Source organism: Streptomyces sp. NPDC001828 (assembly GCF_042892175.1).
Classification (GTDB): Bacteria; Actinomycetota; Actinomycetes; order Streptomycetales; family Streptomycetaceae; genus Streptomyces.
The window spans coordinates 118,248-137,314 of the sequence record NZ_JBIATV010000005.1 but is presented as its reverse complement, the minus strand read 5'-3'; the positions used below and the strand labels follow the sequence as shown (position 1 = coordinate 137,314).

At 72.4% G+C, this 19,067-nt stretch carries 17 protein-coding genes; 9 read left to right on the top strand and 8 right to left on the bottom strand.

The window, feature by feature from the left end:
• Nucleotides 1–37: 37 nt before the first annotated feature.
• The 3 genes from ACFYZA_RS16945 to ACFYZA_RS16935 form a co-directional block, all read right to left on the bottom strand.
• Nucleotides 38–1,645, bottom strand: coding sequence for a transporter (locus ACFYZA_RS16945; protein WP_388491171.1), 1,608 nt, complete (start codon nt 1,643–1,645; stop codon nt 38–40).
• Nucleotides 1,642–2,466, bottom strand: coding sequence for an ABC transporter ATP-binding protein (locus ACFYZA_RS16940; protein WP_382582679.1), 825 nt, complete (start codon nt 2,464–2,466; stop codon nt 1,642–1,644). The genes ACFYZA_RS16945 and ACFYZA_RS16940 overlap by 4 nt, the downstream gene beginning before the upstream one ends.
• A 67-nt stretch (nt 2,467–2,533) precedes the next feature.
• The gene (locus ACFYZA_RS16935; protein ID WP_382582002.1) at nt 2,534–3,223 is read right to left on the bottom strand and encodes a bifunctional DNA primase/polymerase; all 690 of its coding nucleotides are present in this window, start codon (nt 3,221–3,223) and stop codon (nt 2,534–2,536) included.
• Between the two features lie 259 nt (nt 3,224–3,482).
• Here ACFYZA_RS16935 and ACFYZA_RS16930 point away from each other — a divergent pair, with 259 nt between their 5' ends.
• Together ACFYZA_RS16930 and ACFYZA_RS16925 are read left to right on the top strand one after the other, a co-directional pair.
• On the top strand, nt 3,483–4,865 hold the full coding sequence (locus ACFYZA_RS16930; RefSeq protein ID WP_388491168.1) for a transcriptional regulator: 1,383 nt from the start codon (nt 3,483–3,485) through the stop codon (nt 4,863–4,865).
• 171 nt (nt 4,866–5,036) lie between these two features.
• A complete protein-coding gene (locus ACFYZA_RS16925; RefSeq protein WP_388491166.1) occupies nt 5,037–6,587 on the top strand; it encodes a hypothetical protein in 1,551 nt (516 codons plus the stop codon).
• A 31-nt stretch (nt 6,588–6,618) separates the two neighbouring features.
• On the opposite strand, the gene ACFYZA_RS16920 is transcribed toward ACFYZA_RS16925, so the two are convergent.
• Complete coding sequence (locus tag ACFYZA_RS16920) at nt 6,619–7,980, bottom strand: ABC transporter substrate-binding protein (RefSeq protein WP_388491164.1); 1,362 nt, start codon at nt 7,978–7,980, stop codon at nt 6,619–6,621.
• A gap of 173 nt (nt 7,981–8,153) precedes the next feature.
• Here ACFYZA_RS16920 and ACFYZA_RS16915 point away from each other — a divergent pair, with 173 nt between their 5' ends.
• Together ACFYZA_RS16915 and purU are read left to right on the top strand one after the other, a co-directional pair.
• Entirely contained in the window at nt 8,154–8,600 is a 447-nt protein-coding gene (locus tag ACFYZA_RS16915) for a hypothetical protein (RefSeq protein WP_100573966.1), read from the top strand.
• A 56-nt stretch (nt 8,601–8,656) separates the two neighbouring features.
• Nucleotides 8,657–9,508, top strand: a complete 852-nt coding sequence (gene purU, locus ACFYZA_RS16910) for a formyltetrahydrofolate deformylase (protein ID WP_382581991.1) — start codon at nt 8,657–8,659, stop codon at nt 9,506–9,508.
• Between the two features lie 18 nt (nt 9,509–9,526).
• Here purU and ACFYZA_RS16905 read toward each other — a convergent pair whose 3' ends face one another.
• The gene (locus ACFYZA_RS16905) at nt 9,527–10,972 is read right to left on the bottom strand and encodes a zf-HC2 domain-containing protein (RefSeq protein WP_388491540.1); all 1,446 of its coding nucleotides are present in this window, start codon (nt 10,970–10,972) and stop codon (nt 9,527–9,529) included.
• On the bottom strand, nt 10,966–11,547 hold the full coding sequence (locus ACFYZA_RS16900; RefSeq protein WP_167159097.1) for a sigma-70 family RNA polymerase sigma factor: 582 nt from the start codon (nt 11,545–11,547) through the stop codon (nt 10,966–10,968). The genes ACFYZA_RS16905 and ACFYZA_RS16900 overlap by 7 nt, the downstream gene beginning before the upstream one ends.
• Before the next feature lie 212 nt (nt 11,548–11,759).
• On the opposite strand from ACFYZA_RS16900, the gene ACFYZA_RS16895 reads away from it, so the two are divergent.
• Nucleotides 11,760–12,134, top strand: coding sequence for an STAS domain-containing protein (locus ACFYZA_RS16895; protein ID WP_382581987.1), 375 nt, complete (start codon nt 11,760–11,762; stop codon nt 12,132–12,134).
• A gap of 77 nt (nt 12,135–12,211) precedes the next feature.
• Complete coding sequence (locus tag ACFYZA_RS16890; RefSeq protein ID WP_388491537.1) at nt 12,212–12,733, top strand: EF-hand domain-containing protein; 522 nt, start codon at nt 12,212–12,214, stop codon at nt 12,731–12,733.
• A gap of 19 nt (nt 12,734–12,752) precedes the next feature.
• Here the strand turns inward: ACFYZA_RS16890 and ACFYZA_RS16885 are convergent, their stop codons facing one another.
• Together ACFYZA_RS16885 and ACFYZA_RS16880 are read right to left on the bottom strand one after the other, a co-directional pair.
• The gene (locus tag ACFYZA_RS16885) at nt 12,753–13,697 is read right to left on the bottom strand and encodes a phosphatidylinositol-specific phospholipase C (protein ID WP_388491162.1); all 945 of its coding nucleotides are present in this window, start codon (nt 13,695–13,697) and stop codon (nt 12,753–12,755) included.
• 47 nt (nt 13,698–13,744) lie between these two features.
• Nucleotides 13,745–15,280, bottom strand: coding sequence for a class I adenylate-forming enzyme family protein (locus ACFYZA_RS16880; RefSeq protein ID WP_388491160.1), 1,536 nt, complete (start codon nt 15,278–15,280; stop codon nt 13,745–13,747).
• A gap of 145 nt (nt 15,281–15,425) precedes the next feature.
• Between ACFYZA_RS16880 and ACFYZA_RS16875 the strand changes: the two genes are divergently transcribed.
• Genes ACFYZA_RS16875 through ACFYZA_RS16865 form a run of 3 tightly spaced genes read left to right on the top strand, consistent with a single transcriptional unit; the run spans nt 15,426 to nt 18,686 of the window.
• Entirely contained in the window at nt 15,426–16,628 is a 1,203-nt protein-coding gene (locus tag ACFYZA_RS16875; protein WP_388491157.1) for an amidohydrolase family protein, read from the top strand.
• Nucleotides 16,629–16,653: 25 nt separating this feature from the next.
• A complete protein-coding gene (locus ACFYZA_RS16870; RefSeq protein ID WP_388491155.1) occupies nt 16,654–17,808 on the top strand; it encodes an acyl-CoA dehydrogenase family protein in 1,155 nt (384 codons plus the stop codon).
• Complete coding sequence (locus tag ACFYZA_RS16865) at nt 17,808–18,686, top strand: acyl-CoA dehydrogenase family protein (protein WP_388491153.1); 879 nt, start codon at nt 17,808–17,810, stop codon at nt 18,684–18,686. The genes ACFYZA_RS16870 and ACFYZA_RS16865 overlap by 1 nt, the downstream gene beginning before the upstream one ends.
• The last annotated feature ends 381 nt before the right edge of the window (nt 18,687–19,067 follow it).

Below are 19,067 nucleotides of genomic sequence, written 5' to 3'. Positions count from 1 at the left end.
TCCCCCACCCCGGGGGCGGAGCCCCAGGGGGTTGGAATCAGCCCGAGCTGACCGCCGTCAGGATCTCCGGGAGGCGGGCAGCCGTGCGCGGCGCCGCCACCTTCAGGCCCGCCCAGCAGATGAGCGCCCCGTACGCCGCCCCCAGCGGCAACAGCAGCCACAGGCCCGCGTGGTTGCCCGAGACGTGCAGCCAGATCGCGAGGGCGATAATCGGCGCGCACAGCAGCGCACCCGCCACCATCCCGCCGAAGATCGACAGGGCCGCGATGCCGCCCTGCCCCGGCGCCACGTTCTTGCGGCTGTCCTGCGGGATCGAGTACGCCAGCGTCGCCGACGCCACCGAGCCCGTCGCCAGCATCGCGCCGAGCAGCGAGAGCGCGAGCCCGACGACCTCCGGCAGCTTCGCCCAGTCGTCGAGCATCCCGGCCGTCACGGCGGCCACGAGCAGCGTGTAAGGAAGCGTCACGAGCAGCAGCGCGAGCGCCCGGGCGCGCAGCTCCAGATAGGCGTCCCGGGTCGAGGAGATGGTCTGGAGCACCATCCAGAACGCCGAGGTGTCCTGCCCGAACTGGTTGTACATCTGCACGCCGAGCATGCCGGTCGCGAAGCACGCGAAGTACACGGTGCCCGCGCCCTGGAGGGCGTTGAAGACCGGCACGATCAGGCCGATCGCCAGCGAGGTGATCCAGGCGGCCTTGGTCTTGGGATCCCGCCAGGCGTAACGCAGCGTACGCAGCATCACGGTGCCGGTGCGGCCCTCGGGGAGCAGCCCGGCGAGGCCCTTGCCGGTGGACTCCTTGCGGGAGGCGTCGGACGCGGCGAGCGTCGAGCCGTCCGGCGTGGTCATCAGCTTCACGAGGGAGTGCTGCCAGGCGTACAGGAGCAGCCCCAACGCGCCCACCGTGAGCAGGAGTTGGACGAGCGCGCGGCCGTACGCCCCCTCGCCCGCCGAGTCCACCGCGCCGATCGCGGCGGCCGGCGGCAGCCAGCGCACCACGTCCGCGGCCGGGTCCAGCGCGGACAGGCCGCCGGAGTCGCCGAGCCGCTGGGCGCCGAAGTTCACGAACTGGAAGCCCACCGCGATCACCAGACCGCTCAGCACCGCGAGGTCGCGGCCCTTGCGCGAGGTCAGCAGACGGGTGTTGGCGGCGGCGACCGCGCGGGCCAGGGCCAGGCACACGAGCAGCGCGAGCGGCACGGCGATCACCGCGACCAGGGCCGCGCCGATCCCCTGCGCCACGGCGATCGCCGAGCCGAGGACCAGACAGAGCGTGAAGAGCGGCCCGATGCCCACGAGGGACGCCACGAGGAGCGCGCCGACCAGCGGCCGCGGCCGCAGCGGCAGCATGACGAGCCGGGTCGGGTCGAGGGTCTCGTCGCCGCTGGGGAAGAAGAGCGGCATCACGGTCCAGCCGATCGCCATCAGCGCCACGAGCAGCACCGCCACGGTGCCCGCGTGCTCATTGCCGTGCAGCGCGATCAGGCCGAGCAGTTGCAGCGCCGCGAAGAGCAGCACGAGGACCGCCGAGGTGATGTAGGCGGCCCGGCGGCCACCGGACTGCCGCAGTCCGTTCCTGAGCAGCGACAGCTTGAGGCGTACGAAGACGGGCGTCAGGGCGGCGGCGCTCTGCGAGGGCGCGGTCACCGGGTACCGCCGCCGAGCCAGTCGAGGGAGTCACCGGTGGTGCGCCCGCCGGCGCCGACCAGTTCGAGGAAGGCGCTCTGCAGGGAGGCGGCCTCGCCGCGCACCTCGGCCAGGGTGCCCTGGGCGCGGATGCGGCCCGCCGCCATCACGGCGACCCAGTCGCACAGCGACTCGACCAGCTCCATGACGTGGCTGGAGAAGACGACGGTGGCGCCGGAGGCGGTGTAGCGCTCCAGGACGCCGCGGATGGTCTGGGCGGACACCGGGTCGACGCCCTCGAACGGCTCGTCCAGGAAAAGGACTTCGGGGTTGTGCAGCAGGGCCGCGGCGAGCCCGATCTTCTTGCGCATGCCGGTCGAGTAGTCGACGACCAGCTTGTGCTGGGAGCCCGCGAGGTCCAGTACGTCCAGGAGCTGGGCGGCCCGTTTGTCGACCTCGGCGCCGGGCAGTCCGCGCAGCCGGCCCGAGTAGCCGAGCAGCTCGCGCCCCGACAGGCGCTCGAACAGGCGCAGCCCCTCGGGCAGTACGCCGATGCGGGACTTCACCGCGACCGGGTCGCGCCACACGTCGTGCCCGGCCACCTCGACCGTGCCCTGGTCGGGCCTGAGCAGCCCGGTGACCATGGACAGGGTGGTGGTCTTGCCCGCCCCGTTCGGGCCGACCAGACCGATGAACTTGCCCGCGGGCAGCTCCAGATCGATCCCCGCGACGGCGATCTGCTCGCCGAACCGCTTCCACAGCCCCTGTACGCGGACGGCGGGCGGCGCCGTACGCGCTCCGCCCGCCGTGTCCGCGGTTCCTTCGAATGCCTGGTCCGGCATGGCCGTGCCTCTCATCCCCGTGATGGTGCCTACCCGGACACCATAGGAGTGGAGGGTGGCACTCGCGCTAGGGGCGGCGCGCCCTCGCGTCGGCGGCCTCGCGGCCGCAGGCGTACGCGAGCGGGCTGATCAGCTCCTCCGCGTCGGGCAGCCAGCGGTTGGCGGGGGTGGGGCGGCGGGCCCACTGCACCGCGCCCGAGCCGCCGATCCGGGTCGGCGGGGCCGCCACGTAGTCGCCCTCGCCCCGGGTGATCAGGTCCACCGAGGCGGGCACCCACCCCAACTTCCGCACCAGATCCGGGACTTTGGCGCCCGCACCCGGCAGCACGAAGAACAGCATCCGGCGGTCGGGGGTGCAGGTGACCGGGCCGAGCGTGAGCTCCATCCGCTCCATGCGGGCCAGCGCGAGGAATCCGGCCGACTCGGGCACGTCGATGGCGTCGAAGGTGCGCCCGGTGGGAAGCAGGATCGAGGCCCGGGGGCTCTTGGACCACAGCCGGCGGGCCGCGACCGCGCTGCCGGTGGCCTGGGTCGCCCAGTCCGGCCGGGCGGGGTGCCCACCCGGTTTCGGACACGCCGTGTCACCGCACGAGCAGCGCTCGACTCCCTCGTCGGCCTCCAGGGACGTGCCGGGGAAGACGTCCCAGTGCCGCTCCTCGGCGTACCGTACGGCGCTGTCCAGGAGCTGTTCGCCGCGCTGCTTGGGGATCTGTGCGGATTCCGTGTCGGTGCCCGTGCCTGTGATGGTTTCTTCCACGACGCACTCAACTGTGCCCACCACCGACGGTTACGGGCGTGGCGACCGTGGGATCAGCGGGATCGGTCCTGCATATGGGGCGCATGGGTGCATGGGCGGGGGCGCGCGTGCGGCTGTGCCACGGAGGCAGGGTAGCCATATGCGGGGGAAGCACACGGGAATGCTGGCAATGACGCCATATTCCGGATAACGCTCGTTTCTCTGCATATTCGCAGGGCAATGATCAGGGTGCTGATCACTGCCGCTCCAGGGGGTTCTCATGGCAGCCAGGCCTCTCGTCGCCCGCCAGCCGAATGAAAGGCTGCAGGCGCTCATCCAGGAAGCCGGGTGTTCCAACGCCGGGCTCGCCCGTCGAGTGAACATGGTCGGCGCGGAGCGGGGCCTCGACCTCCGCTACGACAAGACGTCCGTCGCGCGCTGGTTGCGCGGCCAGCAGCCGAGGGGGCGGGCGCCGGGGATCATCGCGGAGGCGCTCGGCCGCAAACTGGGCCGCACGGTCACGATCGACGAGATCGGCATGGCCAACGGCAAGAACCTCGCCTCGGGCGTGGGGCTGCAGTTCTCGCCCACCGTGCTCGGCGCGATCGAGCAGGTCTGCGAGCTGTGGCGCAGCGATGTGGGGCGGCGCGATTTCCTGACCGGCTCCACCGTGGCGGCCTCGGCGCTCGTCGAGCCCAGCCGGGACTGGCTGATCACCGGGGCCGACGCGCAGGTCGCGCGCAATGCGGGGCAGCGGGTCGGCGCCGCCGACGTCGAGGCGGTCAGGGCGATGACGGACGCGCTGGTGCGGCTCGACCACCAATTCGGGGCGGGCCATGTGCGGCCGGTCGTCGTGCACTACCTCAACAGCGTGGTGTCCGGGCTGCTCGCCGGGTCCTACCGGGAGTCCGTGGGGCGGCAGTTGTTCGCGGCGGTGGCCCGGCTCACCGAGCTCGCCGGATACATGGCCGTCGACACCGGCCAGCCGGGCCTGGCCCAGCGCTACTACATCCAGGCCCTGCGGCTCGCCCAGGCCGCCGACGACCGGGGATACGGCGGATATGTGCTGGCCGCGTCCATGAGCCACCTCGCCGCCCAGCTCGGCAACCCGCGCGAGATCGCCCAACTGGCGCGCGCCGCGCAGGAAGGCTCCCGCGGCCGCGTCACCCCGCGCGCCGAGGCCATGTTCTACGCGGCCGAGGCGCGCGGCCACGCGCTGCTCGGCGACGCGCGTACCTGCCAGGCGGTGGCGGGCCGGGCGCTGACCGCCCTGGAGTCCGCGGACCCCGATTCCGGCGACGACCCCAGCTGGATCGCGCACTTCGACCACGCGTACCTCGCGGACGAACTGGCGCACTGCCACCGGGACTTGGGCCAGTCGGAGGCCGCGGCCAGGCGGGCCGAGGAGTCGCTGTCCGGGCATCCCGAGACCCGGGCGAGGCGCCGCGCCATCGGGCTCGTCCTGCTGGCCACCGCGCAGGTCCAGCAGCGCGAGGTCGAGGAGGCGTGCGCGACGGGCACCCGCGCGGTGGAACTCCTGGCCACCCTGCGCTCCAACCGGGGCGCGGACTACCTGGAAGACCTCCAGGTGCGCCTGGAGCCGTACGGGGACGAGCCCGCGGTACGGGAGTTCGGGGAGCGCCTGGAGGTCCAGGCGGCCTGAAGGGTGCCGGGCCGCCTGAGGTCCGGGCGGCCCGAAGGGGGTGCGGGCCGTGCGGGCCGCCTGAGGTCCGGGCGGCCTGAAAGTGGAGGGTTGAGGGAGGGCTTGGCAAGGGCGTGGGGGGACCCGGTAGCGTGAACCGACGATTCCGTAGGTCCACGTACAGGAGTTCCGGTGACGCAGAGCCGACAGGGTGACGAGCCGCAGCTTCCGGCTGTGCGGCCCGCGCACGAGGGTGTCGTGCTGCCCGCCGACGGAAGCGGCCCCCGCGCCGGGGAGCCCCTGCCCGCGCCTCCTGGAGCCCAGCCCTGGGGTCAGCCCTGGGGCCCGCAGGGCCAGGCCGCGCCGCCGCAGGGCCCGGCCACCTTCGGGCAGCCGCTGCCGCCCGAGAGCAACGGGCGGGACGCGGAGGCGACCCAGTACATCGCGCCCGTGCCGGGCCACTCGGGCGGCGAGGCCACCCAGTACCTGGCCCCGGTGCCGCCCGGGAACGGGGACTCCGACGCCACCCAGTACATCGCGCCGGTGCCGGGCGGCGCGGGCAACTCGGGGAGCGAGGCCACGCAGTACATCGCCCCGGTGGCCGGCGGCCCGGGGAACTCGGGCAGTGAGGCGACCCAGTACATCGCGCCGGTGCCGGGCGGCGCCGGGAACTTCGGGAGCGAGGCCACGCAGTACCTCGCGCCGGTGCCGGGCGGGCCCGGGGCGCTGCCGCCCGAGCACGCCGGTGAGCCGGGCCGGTTCGGCGCGCAGTCCGCCGGCCAGAACGCCGACCCCACCCAGGTGCTGCCGCCGGTGCCCCCGGCCCCGCAGGACTCCCCGTACGGGATACGTCCGGGCGCGCCGGGCGACCGGCCGCCGCCCGCCGAGTTCGACAGCCTCTTCCGCGCCGACGGAGGAGCCCAACAGGGCGCGGACAACGCGCAGTTGCCCCGCTTCCAGCCGTCCGTACCGCTGAACAGGGCCCAGCAACAGCCGTACCAGCCGACGCAGGGCGGCCAGGGTCCGGCCGGGCAGTTCCAGGCGCCGCCGCCCTACCAGGAGCCGCCCGCGCAGCAGTCCGGGTACGAGCCGGAGCCGCGTCGGCGCAAGTCGCCGGTCGGGCTCATCGCGGCCGTCGTGGTGGGCTGTGCGGTGATCGGGCTCGGCGCCGGCGCGCTGCTCAGCGGCGGCGACGACGGCAAGAAGGACGACAAGCAGCCCGCCGCCGTCAGCTCGCCCGCCACCGGCGACGGCGGCGGCAAGAAGGACGCCGACGCGGACCCGGCCAAGGCGCAGGCCGAGGCGCTCGACAAGCTGCTCGCCGACAGCGGCAGCAGCCGGGACGCGGTGATCGGCGCGGTCGCCGACATCCGCCGCTGCGACAAGCTCGACCAGGCCTCCGCGTCCCTGCGCGGCGCCGCCAAGCAGCGCGCCGACCTGGTGACCCGGCTCGGTGGCCTCGCCCTCGACAAGCTGCCCGACCACGACCGGCTCTCGGGCGCGCTCACCAAGGCCTGGCAGTCCTCGGCGGCGGCCGACAACCACTACGCGGCCTGGTCGGACGCGGTCGCCGGGGACAAGGGCAAGAACTGCAAGGACGGGCACGCCAAGCGCACCAAGGACGCGGGCGCCGGGGACAAGTCCAGCGGCGAGGCGACCAAGTCCAAGCAGGAGGCCTCGGGCCTGTGGAACGCGATCGCCACGAAGTACGGCCTGACCAAGCGGGCGGCCACCCAGCTCTAGGGGCCCCCGGCCGGGGCGGGCGGCCCCGGTCTCAGCCGTTGGCCGCGGACGTCTCCAGGGTTGAACTCACGTCCGTGAAGCCCTTCTTGAGGGCGACGAGACGGCCCTGGCGCACCACCTGGAAGGTGACCTGGCGGTTCACGACGCGCGGGAAGTCGGGCGCCGCCAGCATGTCCTCGAAGCGCCAGCGCAGATCGGGCGTGAGCCCGCCGGTGTTCACGATCACGCCCTTGTTGAGGGTGCGCACGACGTCCACCGCGCGGACCGAGTCCTGCCCGAGCGACTCGACGAGCTTCTTCAGGACCGTGTACGCGATCCACGTGGTCTGCACGGTCGCGTCGGCCGCGTCGATGTCGTTGTCCCCGAAGGCCTGTTCGCGGATGACCTTCTTCATCGGATCCCAGCGCGGATCGTCGCTCTCCGGGTACCAGCCGGTGACGTACGCCCCCTCGAACGGGCCGTCCTTGCCGCCGGTGCGGTCGATGAGCGGCTGGCCGATCGAGCCGATCACGGAGGCGACCCGCACCTTCTGCTCGTCGCTCTCGACCCGTCTGAAGGAGTCGAATAACGTCTCGGTGCGGTCGCCGAGCACGGCCGTCACACAGCCCTTGCCGGCCTTCTGGGCCGCCGCCTTGCGTCCGATCCGGCCCACGAGCGCGGGATCCGCCCCGGCCCCGGCGAGCGCCCGCCGGGCCTCGGCGGTGTAGTCGCCGGCGTCCTCGGTCGTACGGATGTCGGCGACGGGCTCGCGGTGCGCGGCGAGCAGACCGGCGTCCAGGACGGTCGGCAGGACATCGCCCGCGATGGTGTCGGGCCGCACCAGGGAGACCTGCTCGCAGTCCTGGGCCAGCTGCCGGCCGCTGCCCGCGATCAGGGCGGCCTGGCCGCCGTTGACCGGGTAGGAAAGCGCGCTGGTGAACTCCTGGTCGGATATGCCGTATCCGCCGAGGTAGGGGATGCCGGCCACTTCGAGCGGCGGCAGGAAGGCGCTGCCGTACTGGCTGTACGAGCCGACGACGGCGACCGCCCTCTCCTTCACCGCGCGGCGCGCGCAGTCCGATGCGCCGGCCGGGGTGTTGTGCTCGTTGCAGGTCAGGACGTTCAGCTCATGGCCGTCGATGCCGCCGTTGGCGTTGACCCAGCGGGCGAACGCCTTGGCCATGGCCGGCATGCCGGGGGCGTTGGTGGCGGAGGTGCCGTCGGGCGCCCAGGTCATGACGGTGATGGGCTCCCTGGAGCCCCCCGCGACTCCAGGGAGAACACCGCAGCCGGTCAACAGGCCCGCTCCGACCGCCGAACACGCGGCGAACACGGTGGCCGTCGTGCTGATCGAACTGAGCGAGCGGCGGGGCCGGGTCGAGCCCCGGGGACGCTGCCCTCCGTAACCGGTCATGTGCCCACACACTTCCGCCTCACGGGTAACGGGAAAGTGAGCACGCGTCAACTGAGGGTGACACCCAGGTGAATTGCGGGGGCCGGTCGGGCGGGCGCGAGGGGGAACGTACGATCGAAAACGTGCAGCAAGGTTCAGCAAGCCCTTCCCGTCGCGGCCGTCGCTCCTCCACCATGGGCGGCATGCCGTTGAATGACATGCCGTGGTGGCGCTGGCGTACGAACGTACGGTCCGCGCTGCACATGCTCTCCGACCCCGTCTTCCACGAGGAGACCTGGGCGGCCGGGCGCGAAGGGTACGGGGACGTCACCGACGCCGTGTACCGCCTGGTCGAGGACACCTGGCTGGACAACTGGTCGGCCGAGAAGTACGTCGGCACGATCTTCCGGGACTCGGGCGAGGCCGCCCTCGTCGACCTCGCCGTGCTGCGGGTGCTGCGGATCATGCACCAGGTCGGCGCCGACGCCCCCGTCTCCGCCTACCTCGCCCACCACGCCTGGCCCGAGGCGGTGCGTGCGGCGCGTGAGGCGCATGTGCGGCTCGCGCAGAGTGACGGGGAGGACCCGGACGCGCCGCCGCGCTCCCTCGAAGTGCTGAGCATCCTGACCCGCTCGGCCTGAGGTCCGGATCCTGGGCCGGGGGCCGCCGGGGCGCCCGGTTGTGGCATCCTGCCTGGATGACCGACCAGTACGTCCTCACGCTCTCCTGCCCGGACAAACAGGGCATCGTGCATGCCGTGTCGAGCTATCTGTTCATCACGGGCTGCAACATCGAGGACAGTCAGCAGTTCGGCGACCGCGACACGGGCCTCTTCTTCATGCGGGTCCACTTCTCGGCCGAGGCCCCGGTGACCGTCGACAAGCTGCGCGCCAGCTTCGCGGCCGTCGGCGACTCCTTCCAGATGGACTGGCGGATCCACCGCCCCGAGGAGCGGATGCGGATCGTCCTGCTGGTGTCGAAGTTCGGGCACTGCCTGAACGACCTGCTGTTCCGCTCCCGGTCCGGCGCGCTGCCGGTCGAGATCGCGGCGGTCGTCTCCAACCACACCGACTTCGCCGAGCTCGTCGCCTCCTACGACGTGCCCTTCCACCACATCCCGGTCACCAAGGACACCAAGGCCGAGGCCGAGGCGCGCCTGCTGGAGCTGGTGCGCGCGGAGCGGGTCGAGCTCGTGGTGCTCGCCCGGTACATGCAGGTGCTCTCGGACGACCTGTGCAAGGAACTCAGCGGGCGGATCATCAACATCCACCACTCGTTCCTGCCGAGCTTCAAGGGCGCCAAGCCCTACCACCAGGCGCACGCGCGCGGCGTGAAGCTGATCGGCGCGACCGCCCACTACGTGACGGCCGACCTCGACGAGGGGCCGATCATCGAGCAGGAGGTGGAGCGCGTCGGCCACGAGGTCACTCCGGCCCAGCTCGTCGCGATCGGCCGGGACGTCGAGTGCCAGGCGCTGGCGCGGGCCGTCAAGTGGCATGCCGAGCACCGCATCCTGCTCAACGGGCGCCGCACGGTCGTCTTCGCGTAGCCGTCGCGCCCGTCGGCGTCACAGCCTGCTCAGTGACGCGGCCGCGAACAGGACGTCGCTGATGGCCTCGCGGTCGCCGAGCTGACCGGCGGCCGCCTCCTGCGGCGAGACATGGCCCGCGGCCAGCTTGCAGAACTCCACGCCGTCCAGGGCCACATGGGCCACCTCGCGGTCGGGGGACGCGACGGCGGCCGGCGAGTCGAGCGGGATGAGCCAGTCGCCGCCGCCCACGCCCTCGATCTCCAGGCGCAGCGAGCGGCCGGGGGAGCCGGCCGTGACCAGTCCGCGCGCCGGCGAGGCCAGGCCCGCCCTGCGGCGGCCGGCCAGAGTGGCGGGCAGGATGCGGGCGGCCAGGTCGATCATGCGGTGCAGATGCGCCCCGGACGGCGGGTCGTACGGGTAGTCCACCGCCTCGGCGATGTCGCCCGCGTGGATCCAGCACTCGAAGGCCCGGTCGAGCATCGCGTCCTGCAAGGGCAGTGCGAACTCCCCGTAGGGAACGGCCAGTTCGGCCACGCCGCGGCCCGCGAACGACACCGTGCGGATCAGCGCGTGGGACTGCTCGCGCCAGGGCTCGCGGACCGTGCGGGTCAGCGGGTACCGCCCGGCCCGCCACAGCGCCTCGGTGCGCGCGGCGGGGCCGCCCGCCGCCTCCTCGGGGTCCAGCGGCACCGGCTCGTCGAGCCCGAGCGCGGTCGCCACCAGCGCGTCGACGGCCATCAGATGCCCGATCACCCCGGCGACCGTGGTGCGCCGGGCGGTCTGCCGCTCCTCCTCGAACCACTTGAGGCGCACCGGCGCATGCCACTCCGCGTCCCCGAAGTCATTGAGCAGGGCGTCGAGCCGGGCGGCCTCGGCGTCGTAGGGGGCCGCCCACGCGGGCACCGGGATGCGGGCCGGGCGCCGGCCGAGGCAGTTCTCCAGGACGCGGGCGCGCAGCATCGGGTCCAGGTCGAGGCTGCGCTCGGTGTGCAGCAGGCCCACCGCGTCCCGCAGCCGCAGCGCCTCGTCGGCGCAGGGCGCGCACTCGGTGAGGTGCGCCTCGACGGCGTCGGTCTCCTCGGTGGAGCACGCGGCCAGCGCCCAGGCGCCGAGCAGCGACTTCAGCACGGTGTGCGAAGGCGGCTCGGCGACGGGCGCGGTTCGTGGTGGAACGGGTTCGTGCACCGGTGCTTCCGGCTCTGCCGACGACGACGACGGCGACGGCGACGGCGGTTCGGGGTCCGGCGGGGGCGGCGTCTCCGGCTCGGGGTCCGGCTCGGCCCTGCCCTCGGCGTCCGACTCGGCCCGGCGGTCGGGGGCCGGCGGGCCGAAACGGTTACCCTCGCGCGGCCCGGGCACGAACGTGCCGGAGCCGCCCCGGCCGCCCGTCAGGTCGTCGCCCGCCGAGCGCGGCGAGGGTATGCGCGGGGTGTTCTCGTCGTCGGGCGCCGGCTCGCCCCGCTCCAGGGGCCCGGTCACCAGGCCCGCCCGTATCCGGGCGGTGCGGCTCCCTCCGGCGGCCGGGTGTTGGCCGAGGAGAGCAGTTGCAGTCCGAGGCGCAGGCGCCGGCGCGCCTCGTCCTCGGTGATGCTGAGGTCGGCGGCGGCCTGGCGGTAGTCCCGGCGCTGGAAGTAGGCCAGCTCCAGGGCGGCGCGCAGCGGGGCGGGCATCGACGTCACGATGTAGTCGGCGCGGGCGGCCGCCGAGGCCCGCCGCACCTTCTGCTCCAGCTCCTCGGTCGAGCCCACGCCGCTCTCCTCGTACGAGGACGTCTCGTCCTGGCGAAGGCGCTGCACGGCCTGGCGCTGGGTCAGCTTGGCGACCCAGGAGCGCATCGAGCCCTGCTTGGGGTCGTAGGCGTCCGGGTTCTCCCAGACGTAGCCGAAGACCTCGCGGGTGATCGCGTCCGCCGCGCCCTCGTCGCTGAGCACGCGGTGGGCGAGGCTGTGCACGAGGGAGGCGAACCGGTCGTACAGCTCGCCGAGGGCGGCGGCCTCGCCGCGCGCGAGCCGCTGCTGCATCCGGCGGTCCCACCGAGGTGGTGCGTCCTTAGGCATAGGCTCCCCAACCCTGTCGTTCCCCGTGTGTGCCCCTGTGCGCCCGTCTCTGCGTACCTACGAATGTAATGCGACGGGCTGACAATGCACGGAGGTTTGCCTCAAGTACGCCCCCGCACGGCCGCCGGATGATAAAGGCGGTGTTTCGCCTGGGTGGGGCATGGGCAGCCGCGCAGGATGGGGGCACGGCAGCACAGAGAGGGACCGGTGGCGTGACGCTGAGAGTGGACGAGTCCGAGCAGGGCACGTGGACGGTGCTCCGGGTCAGCGGCGAGCTGGACCTGGTGACGTCGCCGGGCCTGCGCCGCCAGGTGCACGCCGTGGTCGCCGACGGCCGCCGCGACCTGGTCCTCGACCTGTCCGGAGTGCTGTTCTGCGACTCGATCGGGGTCGGCGTGCTGATCGCGGCCCGTCGCCTGATGCGCTCCTGCCAGGGCCGGCTGCGCCTCATACTGCCCGCGCGCGGGGCCCTCGACGGCAGCCACGTGAACAAGGTGCTTGCCGCACTCGGCGTACGCCGCCTCTTCGAGGTGTACGGGGATGTGGGTTCGGCCGCCGACGACCTGGCCGAGCCGATCTCCGCATAGCCGCGCTCCGCGTGGCACGCCTGGCCGTAACCCTCTCGTCCGGGCGCCACGAGTCGTACGCTCCCGACATGGACAGTATGGACAGTCCCGAGAGTGCGGAATACGAACGCCGGGTGGCCGCGAGGTTCGCCTCCTTCGATCAGGACGGCAACGGCTGGATCGACCGCGAGGACTTCTCGATGGCGGCCAAGGCGCTGCTCACCGAGTTCGGCACCACCGCCCGCTGCGATCGGGGGCAGGCACTGTACGGCGGCGCGGAGGCGATGTGGCAGGGCCTGGCCGGGATCGCCGATGTGGACGGCGATCAGCGGGTCACCCGGCAGGAGTTCGTGGGCGGCGCCCTCAAACGCCTGCGGGACCGCACCACCGGGTTCACCGAGATCGCCCGCCCGTTCCTGCACGCCGCGTTCGCGGTGGCCGACACGGCCGGCGCCGGCACGGTGTCGGTGCCCGACTGCGAGCGTGCGCTGCGGGCCCTCGGCGTCTCGCCCAGGGCCGCGGCGGACGTGGCCGTGGCCCTGGACCGGGACGGCGACGGCCGCATCACGGAACCGGACGCGGTCGCCGCCTTCGCCGCCTACTTCACGACGATGCCCTAGGCCGCCCGGCGCCCGGCGTTCAGTGCCAGTTCCAGTCGATCAGGGTGCGCAGGGTGTCCGAGTGGAAGTCCGGGAAGTCCATGGGCACCACGCCGAGGTGGGTCTGCTGGCTCACGCGCGCGTTCAGATAGCTCTGGACGCCGGGCATGATCGCGTCCGCGTTGACCTTGGGCCAGCCGCCGCCCGCGTAGCTGGTGAAGTTGATGTAGAGCTGCGCCGAGTTCTGGTCGTAGAAGGCGTTGTCGAACTGCTGGGTCACCTTGGCCGTCTTCTTCGACGGCCAGGACAGGCCCTGGTAGACGTCCTGGAGCCGGATGTACTGGTTGGACAGGAAGTCGTTGTCGCCGCCGGGCCATTGGAGCACCGGCCAGTCGTTGTCGAACTGGGCGATGAGCACGATCCTGCCCCGCGCCTCGCCGAGGGTGGGCACCCGGTCGGTCAGCAGGAAGCGGGAGCGCCAGCCCTTCTGGTCGAGGTAGACGTTGAGCACGTTCTTGAAGTTGGCGCCGACGTCGTTGTTGGTCCCGTTCTCCTTCTTGAGCCGCATCAGCAGGACTTCGCCGGGGTGGCTGTCGAGGAAGGCCGCGCTCTGGGTGAGGACGTCGCCGAACGTCATGCCCTGGTAGTAGGCGGCGTGGTAGATCCCGAACGCGTCGTTCAGATGGCCTTCGAGCCCGTTGGCGCGGATGTCGAAGAAGCGGACGCCCTGCTGCAGTTGCTGGGTCAGTCCCCAGTTCTGGGTGTGCGACCACTCGGTGCCGTTGTTCGGGTTGGTACAGCAGGAGTCGTGGGTGCCGGGGATCGTCATGCGGAGCAGCGAGCGGCTGTCGGGCAGCGCCGCCATCCAGTTGGCGGGGTCCGCGCTCGCGCGCGGGCGCGCGGCGGCGCGTGCCGTCGTCGGGAGGAGCGCCGTCGTGGAGAGGGCGGCGGCGCCGAGTATGAGGTGTCTGCGGGAGAGTTCCATCGGTCAGGTCCTCGTGGTCCTCGTGGGGGTGTGGCGGGGCGCTGAGGTCATGCCCCGCCGAACCGCTCCCGCAACTTGTATTTCAGGACCTTCCGCAGCGCCTCGTTCCTCGGCAGCGCCTCCACCACCTCAAGGCGCTCGGGCAGCTTGTGCACCGACAGCCCCTGGGAGCGCAGATACGAGGTGAGCTCGGTCAGCGTCAACTCGGCCGCGCCGGGCGGCTGTTCGACGACCGCGCAGACCAGTTCGCCGCGCTCGGGGTCGGGCAGGCCGACCACGGCCGCGTCGCCCACCGCCGGATGGGTGTGGAGCAGATCCTCGATCTCCTTGGCGGAGATGTTCTCGCCCTTGCGGATGATGATGTCCTTGATCCGCCCGGTGAGCACGAGGTGCCCGGTCTCCCGCACGTGCCCCACGTCGCCGGTGATCAGGAAGCCGTCCGCGTCGAAGACGGCCTTCGACTGCGCCGGGTCGAGATAGCCCCGGCACACCGCCTCGCCGCGCAGCCGCACCTCGCCGTCCACCCCGTACGGCAGCGGCGCGCCCGACTCGTCGGTGATGCGGATCTCCATGCCGGGCGGGGGGCAGCCCTCGGTGGTGGCCAGGTGTTCGGCGGTGTCGTCGGGGGCGCCCATCGTGATCATCGGGACCTCGGTCATGCCGTACCCGTGGGTGAGCTGGACGCCCATCTCCCGTACGACCGCGTGGTAGACCTCGGGCGGCTTCGGCGCCCCGCCGCCGGCGAGGAGCCGGAGGGAGGGGATGACCTTCTCGCCGGGCTGTTTGCGCTGCTCGGCCAGGAACATCGAGTAGAACGCGGTCGAACCCCCGGCCACCGTCACGCCGTGACGCCGGTACTCCGCCAGCGCGTCCGGCAGCGCGAAGTGCTCGAACATCACGGCGGGGAAGCCGTAGAGCAGCAGCATCACCGTGTAGTCGGGCCCGGCTATGTGGGCGAACGGGAAGGCCATCGAGCCGACGTCGGCGGACGACAGGTGCAGGGCGTGCGCCAGGCACGAGCCGCCCGCGATCAGTGAACGGTCGGTGTGCAGCACGCCCTTGGGGTCGGAGGTGGTGCCCGAGGTCCAGTAGATCCAGCGGACCGAGGTCCCGTCGGACGGCGGCGCAGGCAGCGGCCCGGGGTCCCCGTCCGGCAGTTCGTCGTACGCCTCGAAGACGCCGCGGGCCCCGAGCCGCCGTGCCATGGCGGTGTGGTCGAAGCCGCGCCACACCCCCGGCACCGCGAAGAACTCCGCCTTGGACTCGCGCAGGGCGAAGCCCACCTCGCGGTCCCGGTAGAACGGGATCACCGGGGACTGGACGGCGCCGAGCCGGGCCAGGGCGAAGGACAGGACCGCCGTCTCGATGCGGGTCGGCAGCTGCCAGGCCACCATCGTCCCGGCCCGCACCCCCATGCCGTACAGGCCCGCCGCCACCCGCTCGCAGCGCTCGCGCAGGGCGCCGAACGTGAGGGTGCGGTCGCCCTGGAGCAGGACCGGGCGGTCCGGCGTCAGTTCGGCGCGCCGCTCGATCAGCTCCCACAGCGTGCCCGAGGAGTCCAGTACGTGTGCGGTGTCGGTCATGGAGGGCCCCCAATGGTCCTGCCGAGCACTCGAACTGACGGTCAGTCAGATATGGCGGAGAGCGTAGGCCCCCGCTCCTTGCTGGTCCAGGGGTGCGGGGCTAGCCTGCAATCTGACGGAGCATCAGATGTGCGGAGGGGACCTCATGACCGAACTGCCGCGGATCGTCAGCGTCGACGACCATGTGATCGAGCCGGCCCATCTCTTCGACGTCTGGCTGCCCGCCAAGTACCGCGAGCGCGGGCCGCGGCCGCTCACCGCCGGAATCGGTGAACTGGCGTACGTGGCGGGCAAGTACCAGATCACCATGGACCCGGACGGGCCGCCCACCGACTGGTGGATCTACGAGGACCTGAAGTTCCCGTACAAGCGCAACATCGCCGCCGTCGGCTTCGACCGGGACGACATGACGCTCGAAGGGATCACCCGGGCCGAGATGCGGCGCGGCTGCTGGGACCCCAAGGCGCGCTTGGACGACATGGACCTCAACCACGTCGAGGCCTCGCTCTGCTTCCCGACCTTCCCGCGCTTCTGCGGCCAGACCTTCGCCGAGGCGTACGACAAGGAGGTCGCGCTCGCCTGCGTGCGGGCCTACAACGACTGGATGGTGGAGGAGTGGTGCGGGGACAGCGGGGGCCGGCTCATCCCGCTGTGCATCATCCCGCTGTGGGACATCGACCTCGCGGTCGCCGAGATCCGGCGCAACGCGGCACGCGGGGTGCGCGCGGTGACGTTCTCCGAGATCCCCACGCACCTCGGTCTGCCGTCCATCCACTCCGGCTACTGGGACCCGTTCTTCGCGGTCTGCCAGGAGACCGGCACCGTCGTCAACATGCACATCGGCAGCAGCTCGCAGATGCCCGCCGCGTCCCCCGACGCGCCGCCCGCCGTGCAGGCCTCGCTGAGCTTCAACAACGCGATGGCGTCGATGATGGACTTCCTCTTCAGCGGGGTCCTGGTCAAGTTCCCCACCCTCAAACTCGCCTACAGCGAGGGCCAGATGGGCTGGATCCCGTACGCCCTGGAGCGCGCCGACGACGTGTGGGAGGAGCACCGGGCCTGGGGCGGGGTGCGCGATCTGATCCCCGAACCGCCGTCCACGTACTACTACCGGCAGATCTTCTGCTGCTTCTTCCGCGACAAGCACGGGGTGGCGTCCCTGGACGTGGTCGGCCGCGACAACGCCACCTTCGAGACGGACTACCCGCACGTCGACTCGACCTTCCCGCACACCAAGGAGGTCGCCCTCGACCATGTGAAGGGGCTCGACGACGAGACCGTCTACAAGCTGATGCGCGGCAACGCCATCCGCATGCTCGGCCTCGACCTCGACCGGTCCCGCCGATGAGCCCCGCCCGCCCCGGGGAGCGCCGATGGACCTGACGTACACCGAGGAGGAAGAGGCCTTCCGGGCCGGGCTGCGCGCCTGGCTCAGCCGCGCGCTTCCCCAACTCCCGCCGAAACCGGACCCGTTGGACTGGCCCGCGCGACGCTCCTACGACACCGCCTGGCAGCGGATGCTGTACGACGCCGGGTACGCGGGCCTGCACTGGCCCGAGGCGGCCGGAGGCCGGGGCGCCACGCCCACCCAGCACCTCATCTACCTGGAGGAGACCGAGAAGGCGGGCGCGCCCTACGTGGGAGCGAACTTCGTCGGCCTGCTGCACGCCGGCCCGACCATCGCCGCCGAGGGCACCGCCGAACAGCGGGCCCGCTGGCTGCCGCCGGTGCTGCGCGGCGACGAGATCTGGTGCCAGGGCTTCAGCGAACCGGACGCGGGATCCGACCTCGCGGCCCTGCGCACCAAGGCCGTACGGGACGGCGACGACTACGTCGTGACCGGCTCGAAGATCTGGACCTCGCACGCCGAAGTCGCCGACTGGTGCGAGCTGTTGGTGCGCACCGACCCGCAGGCGCCCAAGCACCGGGGCATCACCTGGCTGGCCCTGCCGATGGACGCGCCCGGCATCACCGTACGGCCGCTGCGCACCCTGGCCGGATCCGCCGAGTTCGCCGAGGTCTTCCTCGACGGGGTACGGGTCCCGGTCGCCAACCGGGTCGGCGCGGAGAACGACGGCTGGCGCGTCACCATGGTGACGCTGTCCTTCGAACGCGGTACCGCTTTCGTGGGAGAGGTGGTGGCCTGCCGCCGCACGCTCGCCGAAGTCGCGGCGGCCGCCCGGGCGAACGGCAGCTGGGACGACAGCGAGCTGCGCCGCCGACTCGGGTGCCTGAACGCCGAGTTCACGGCGCTGTGGCGGCTCACCCAGTGGAACGTGAGCGAGGCGCAGCGCGGCGGCGGGGTGCCCGGCGTCGGCGGATCCGTCTTCAAGCTCCGCTATTCGCACGCCCGTCAGGAGCTGTTCGACACCGCGGCCCGTGTCCTCGGGCCCGACGCGCTCGACCTGGACCGGGCCCTGACCCTGGACCGCCTCTCGTCCCTCTCGTACACCATCGCCGCGGGCACCTCGCAGATCCAGCGGAACATCGTCGCCGAGCGCATCCTCGGCCTGCCCAAGGGGCGCTGATGGACTTCCAACTCACCGTCGATCAGCGGGCGTTGAAGGCGGGCATGCGCGAGCTGCTCACGGCGCGGTTCGACCGGGACGCGCTGCGGGCGGCGGTCGGGCGGCCCGGGCTCGACCGGGCGCTGTGGCGGGCCCTGGGGGAGGCCGGGTTCTTCTCGCTGCGGCTGCCCGAGGACGAGGGCGGGGTCGGGCTCGGGCTCCCCGAGGCGGTGCTCCTGTTCGAGGAGGCGGGCCGCGCGCTGCTGCCGGGCCCGCTGGTGGCCACCCATCTGGCGGCCGGCGCCGTGAAGGGCGCGGCGACCGGCGAGGCGGTGGTGACCCGGGTCGACGGCGGGCTCGTCGGCTGGCTCGCGCAGGCCGACCACGTCCAGGGAGACGCCTCGGGCGCGGCCCCCCTGCGCTCGGTCGACCCGCTGACCCCCCTCCACCGGATCCCCGGCACCCGCACGGCGACCGACCCCGAAGCCGTCCTCCTGGCGGCGGCGGAGCAACTCGGCAGCGCGGCGCGCGTCACGGAGATGGCGGTCCAACACGCCAAGGAGCGCGTCCAGTTCGGGCAGCCGGTCGGCGCGTTCCAGGCGGTCAAACACCTCTGCGCCGACATGCTCGTCCGCACCGAGCTGGCGCGGGCCGCCGTGTACGCGGCGGCCGTGACGGGGGAGGCCGGTGAGATCGCCGGGGCCAAGCTGCTCGCCGACGAGGCGGCCGTGCGCGGGGCGCGGGACTGCCTCCAGGTGCACGGCGGGATGGGGTTCACCTGGGAGGCCGATGTGCATCTGCACCTGAAGCGGGCCTGGGTGCGGGCCGAGCAGTGGCAGTCGGCGGAGCAGGCGTGCGAGGCCCTCGCGGCCGCACTCCAGGCACCACCGGGGAGTTGAGCCGGACCGGGCCGACGGTCACGATGCGTCGACATCGGCGGCCCGGCGCAGTCGTCACGAGCCGGAGTCGGGGGCGCTCTCCGGTACTCTCCGTGGGATGCGAGTGGTGGTGTGGAGCGGCTCTCCCGGTGTTGCCAGTGCGGTGGCTCCGGGTCCGGGACCGCACGCCGCTCGCGCCGCACGGAGGCGTCGTACGCGCTCCCGTTCGGTTTCCCGCAAGGTGAGCCGCACAGTATGCACCACGCATACTCCTTCGCGCTGGAATATGCCCGAAGCGCTTGTTGCGGTGACTGTACGTCAACCATGCTGTCTCCCACGGGAATCACGTTCCGTGACCCCGATGGTGGTCCCCTGTGAGGCGCGAGGCGATGTGTCCGCCGG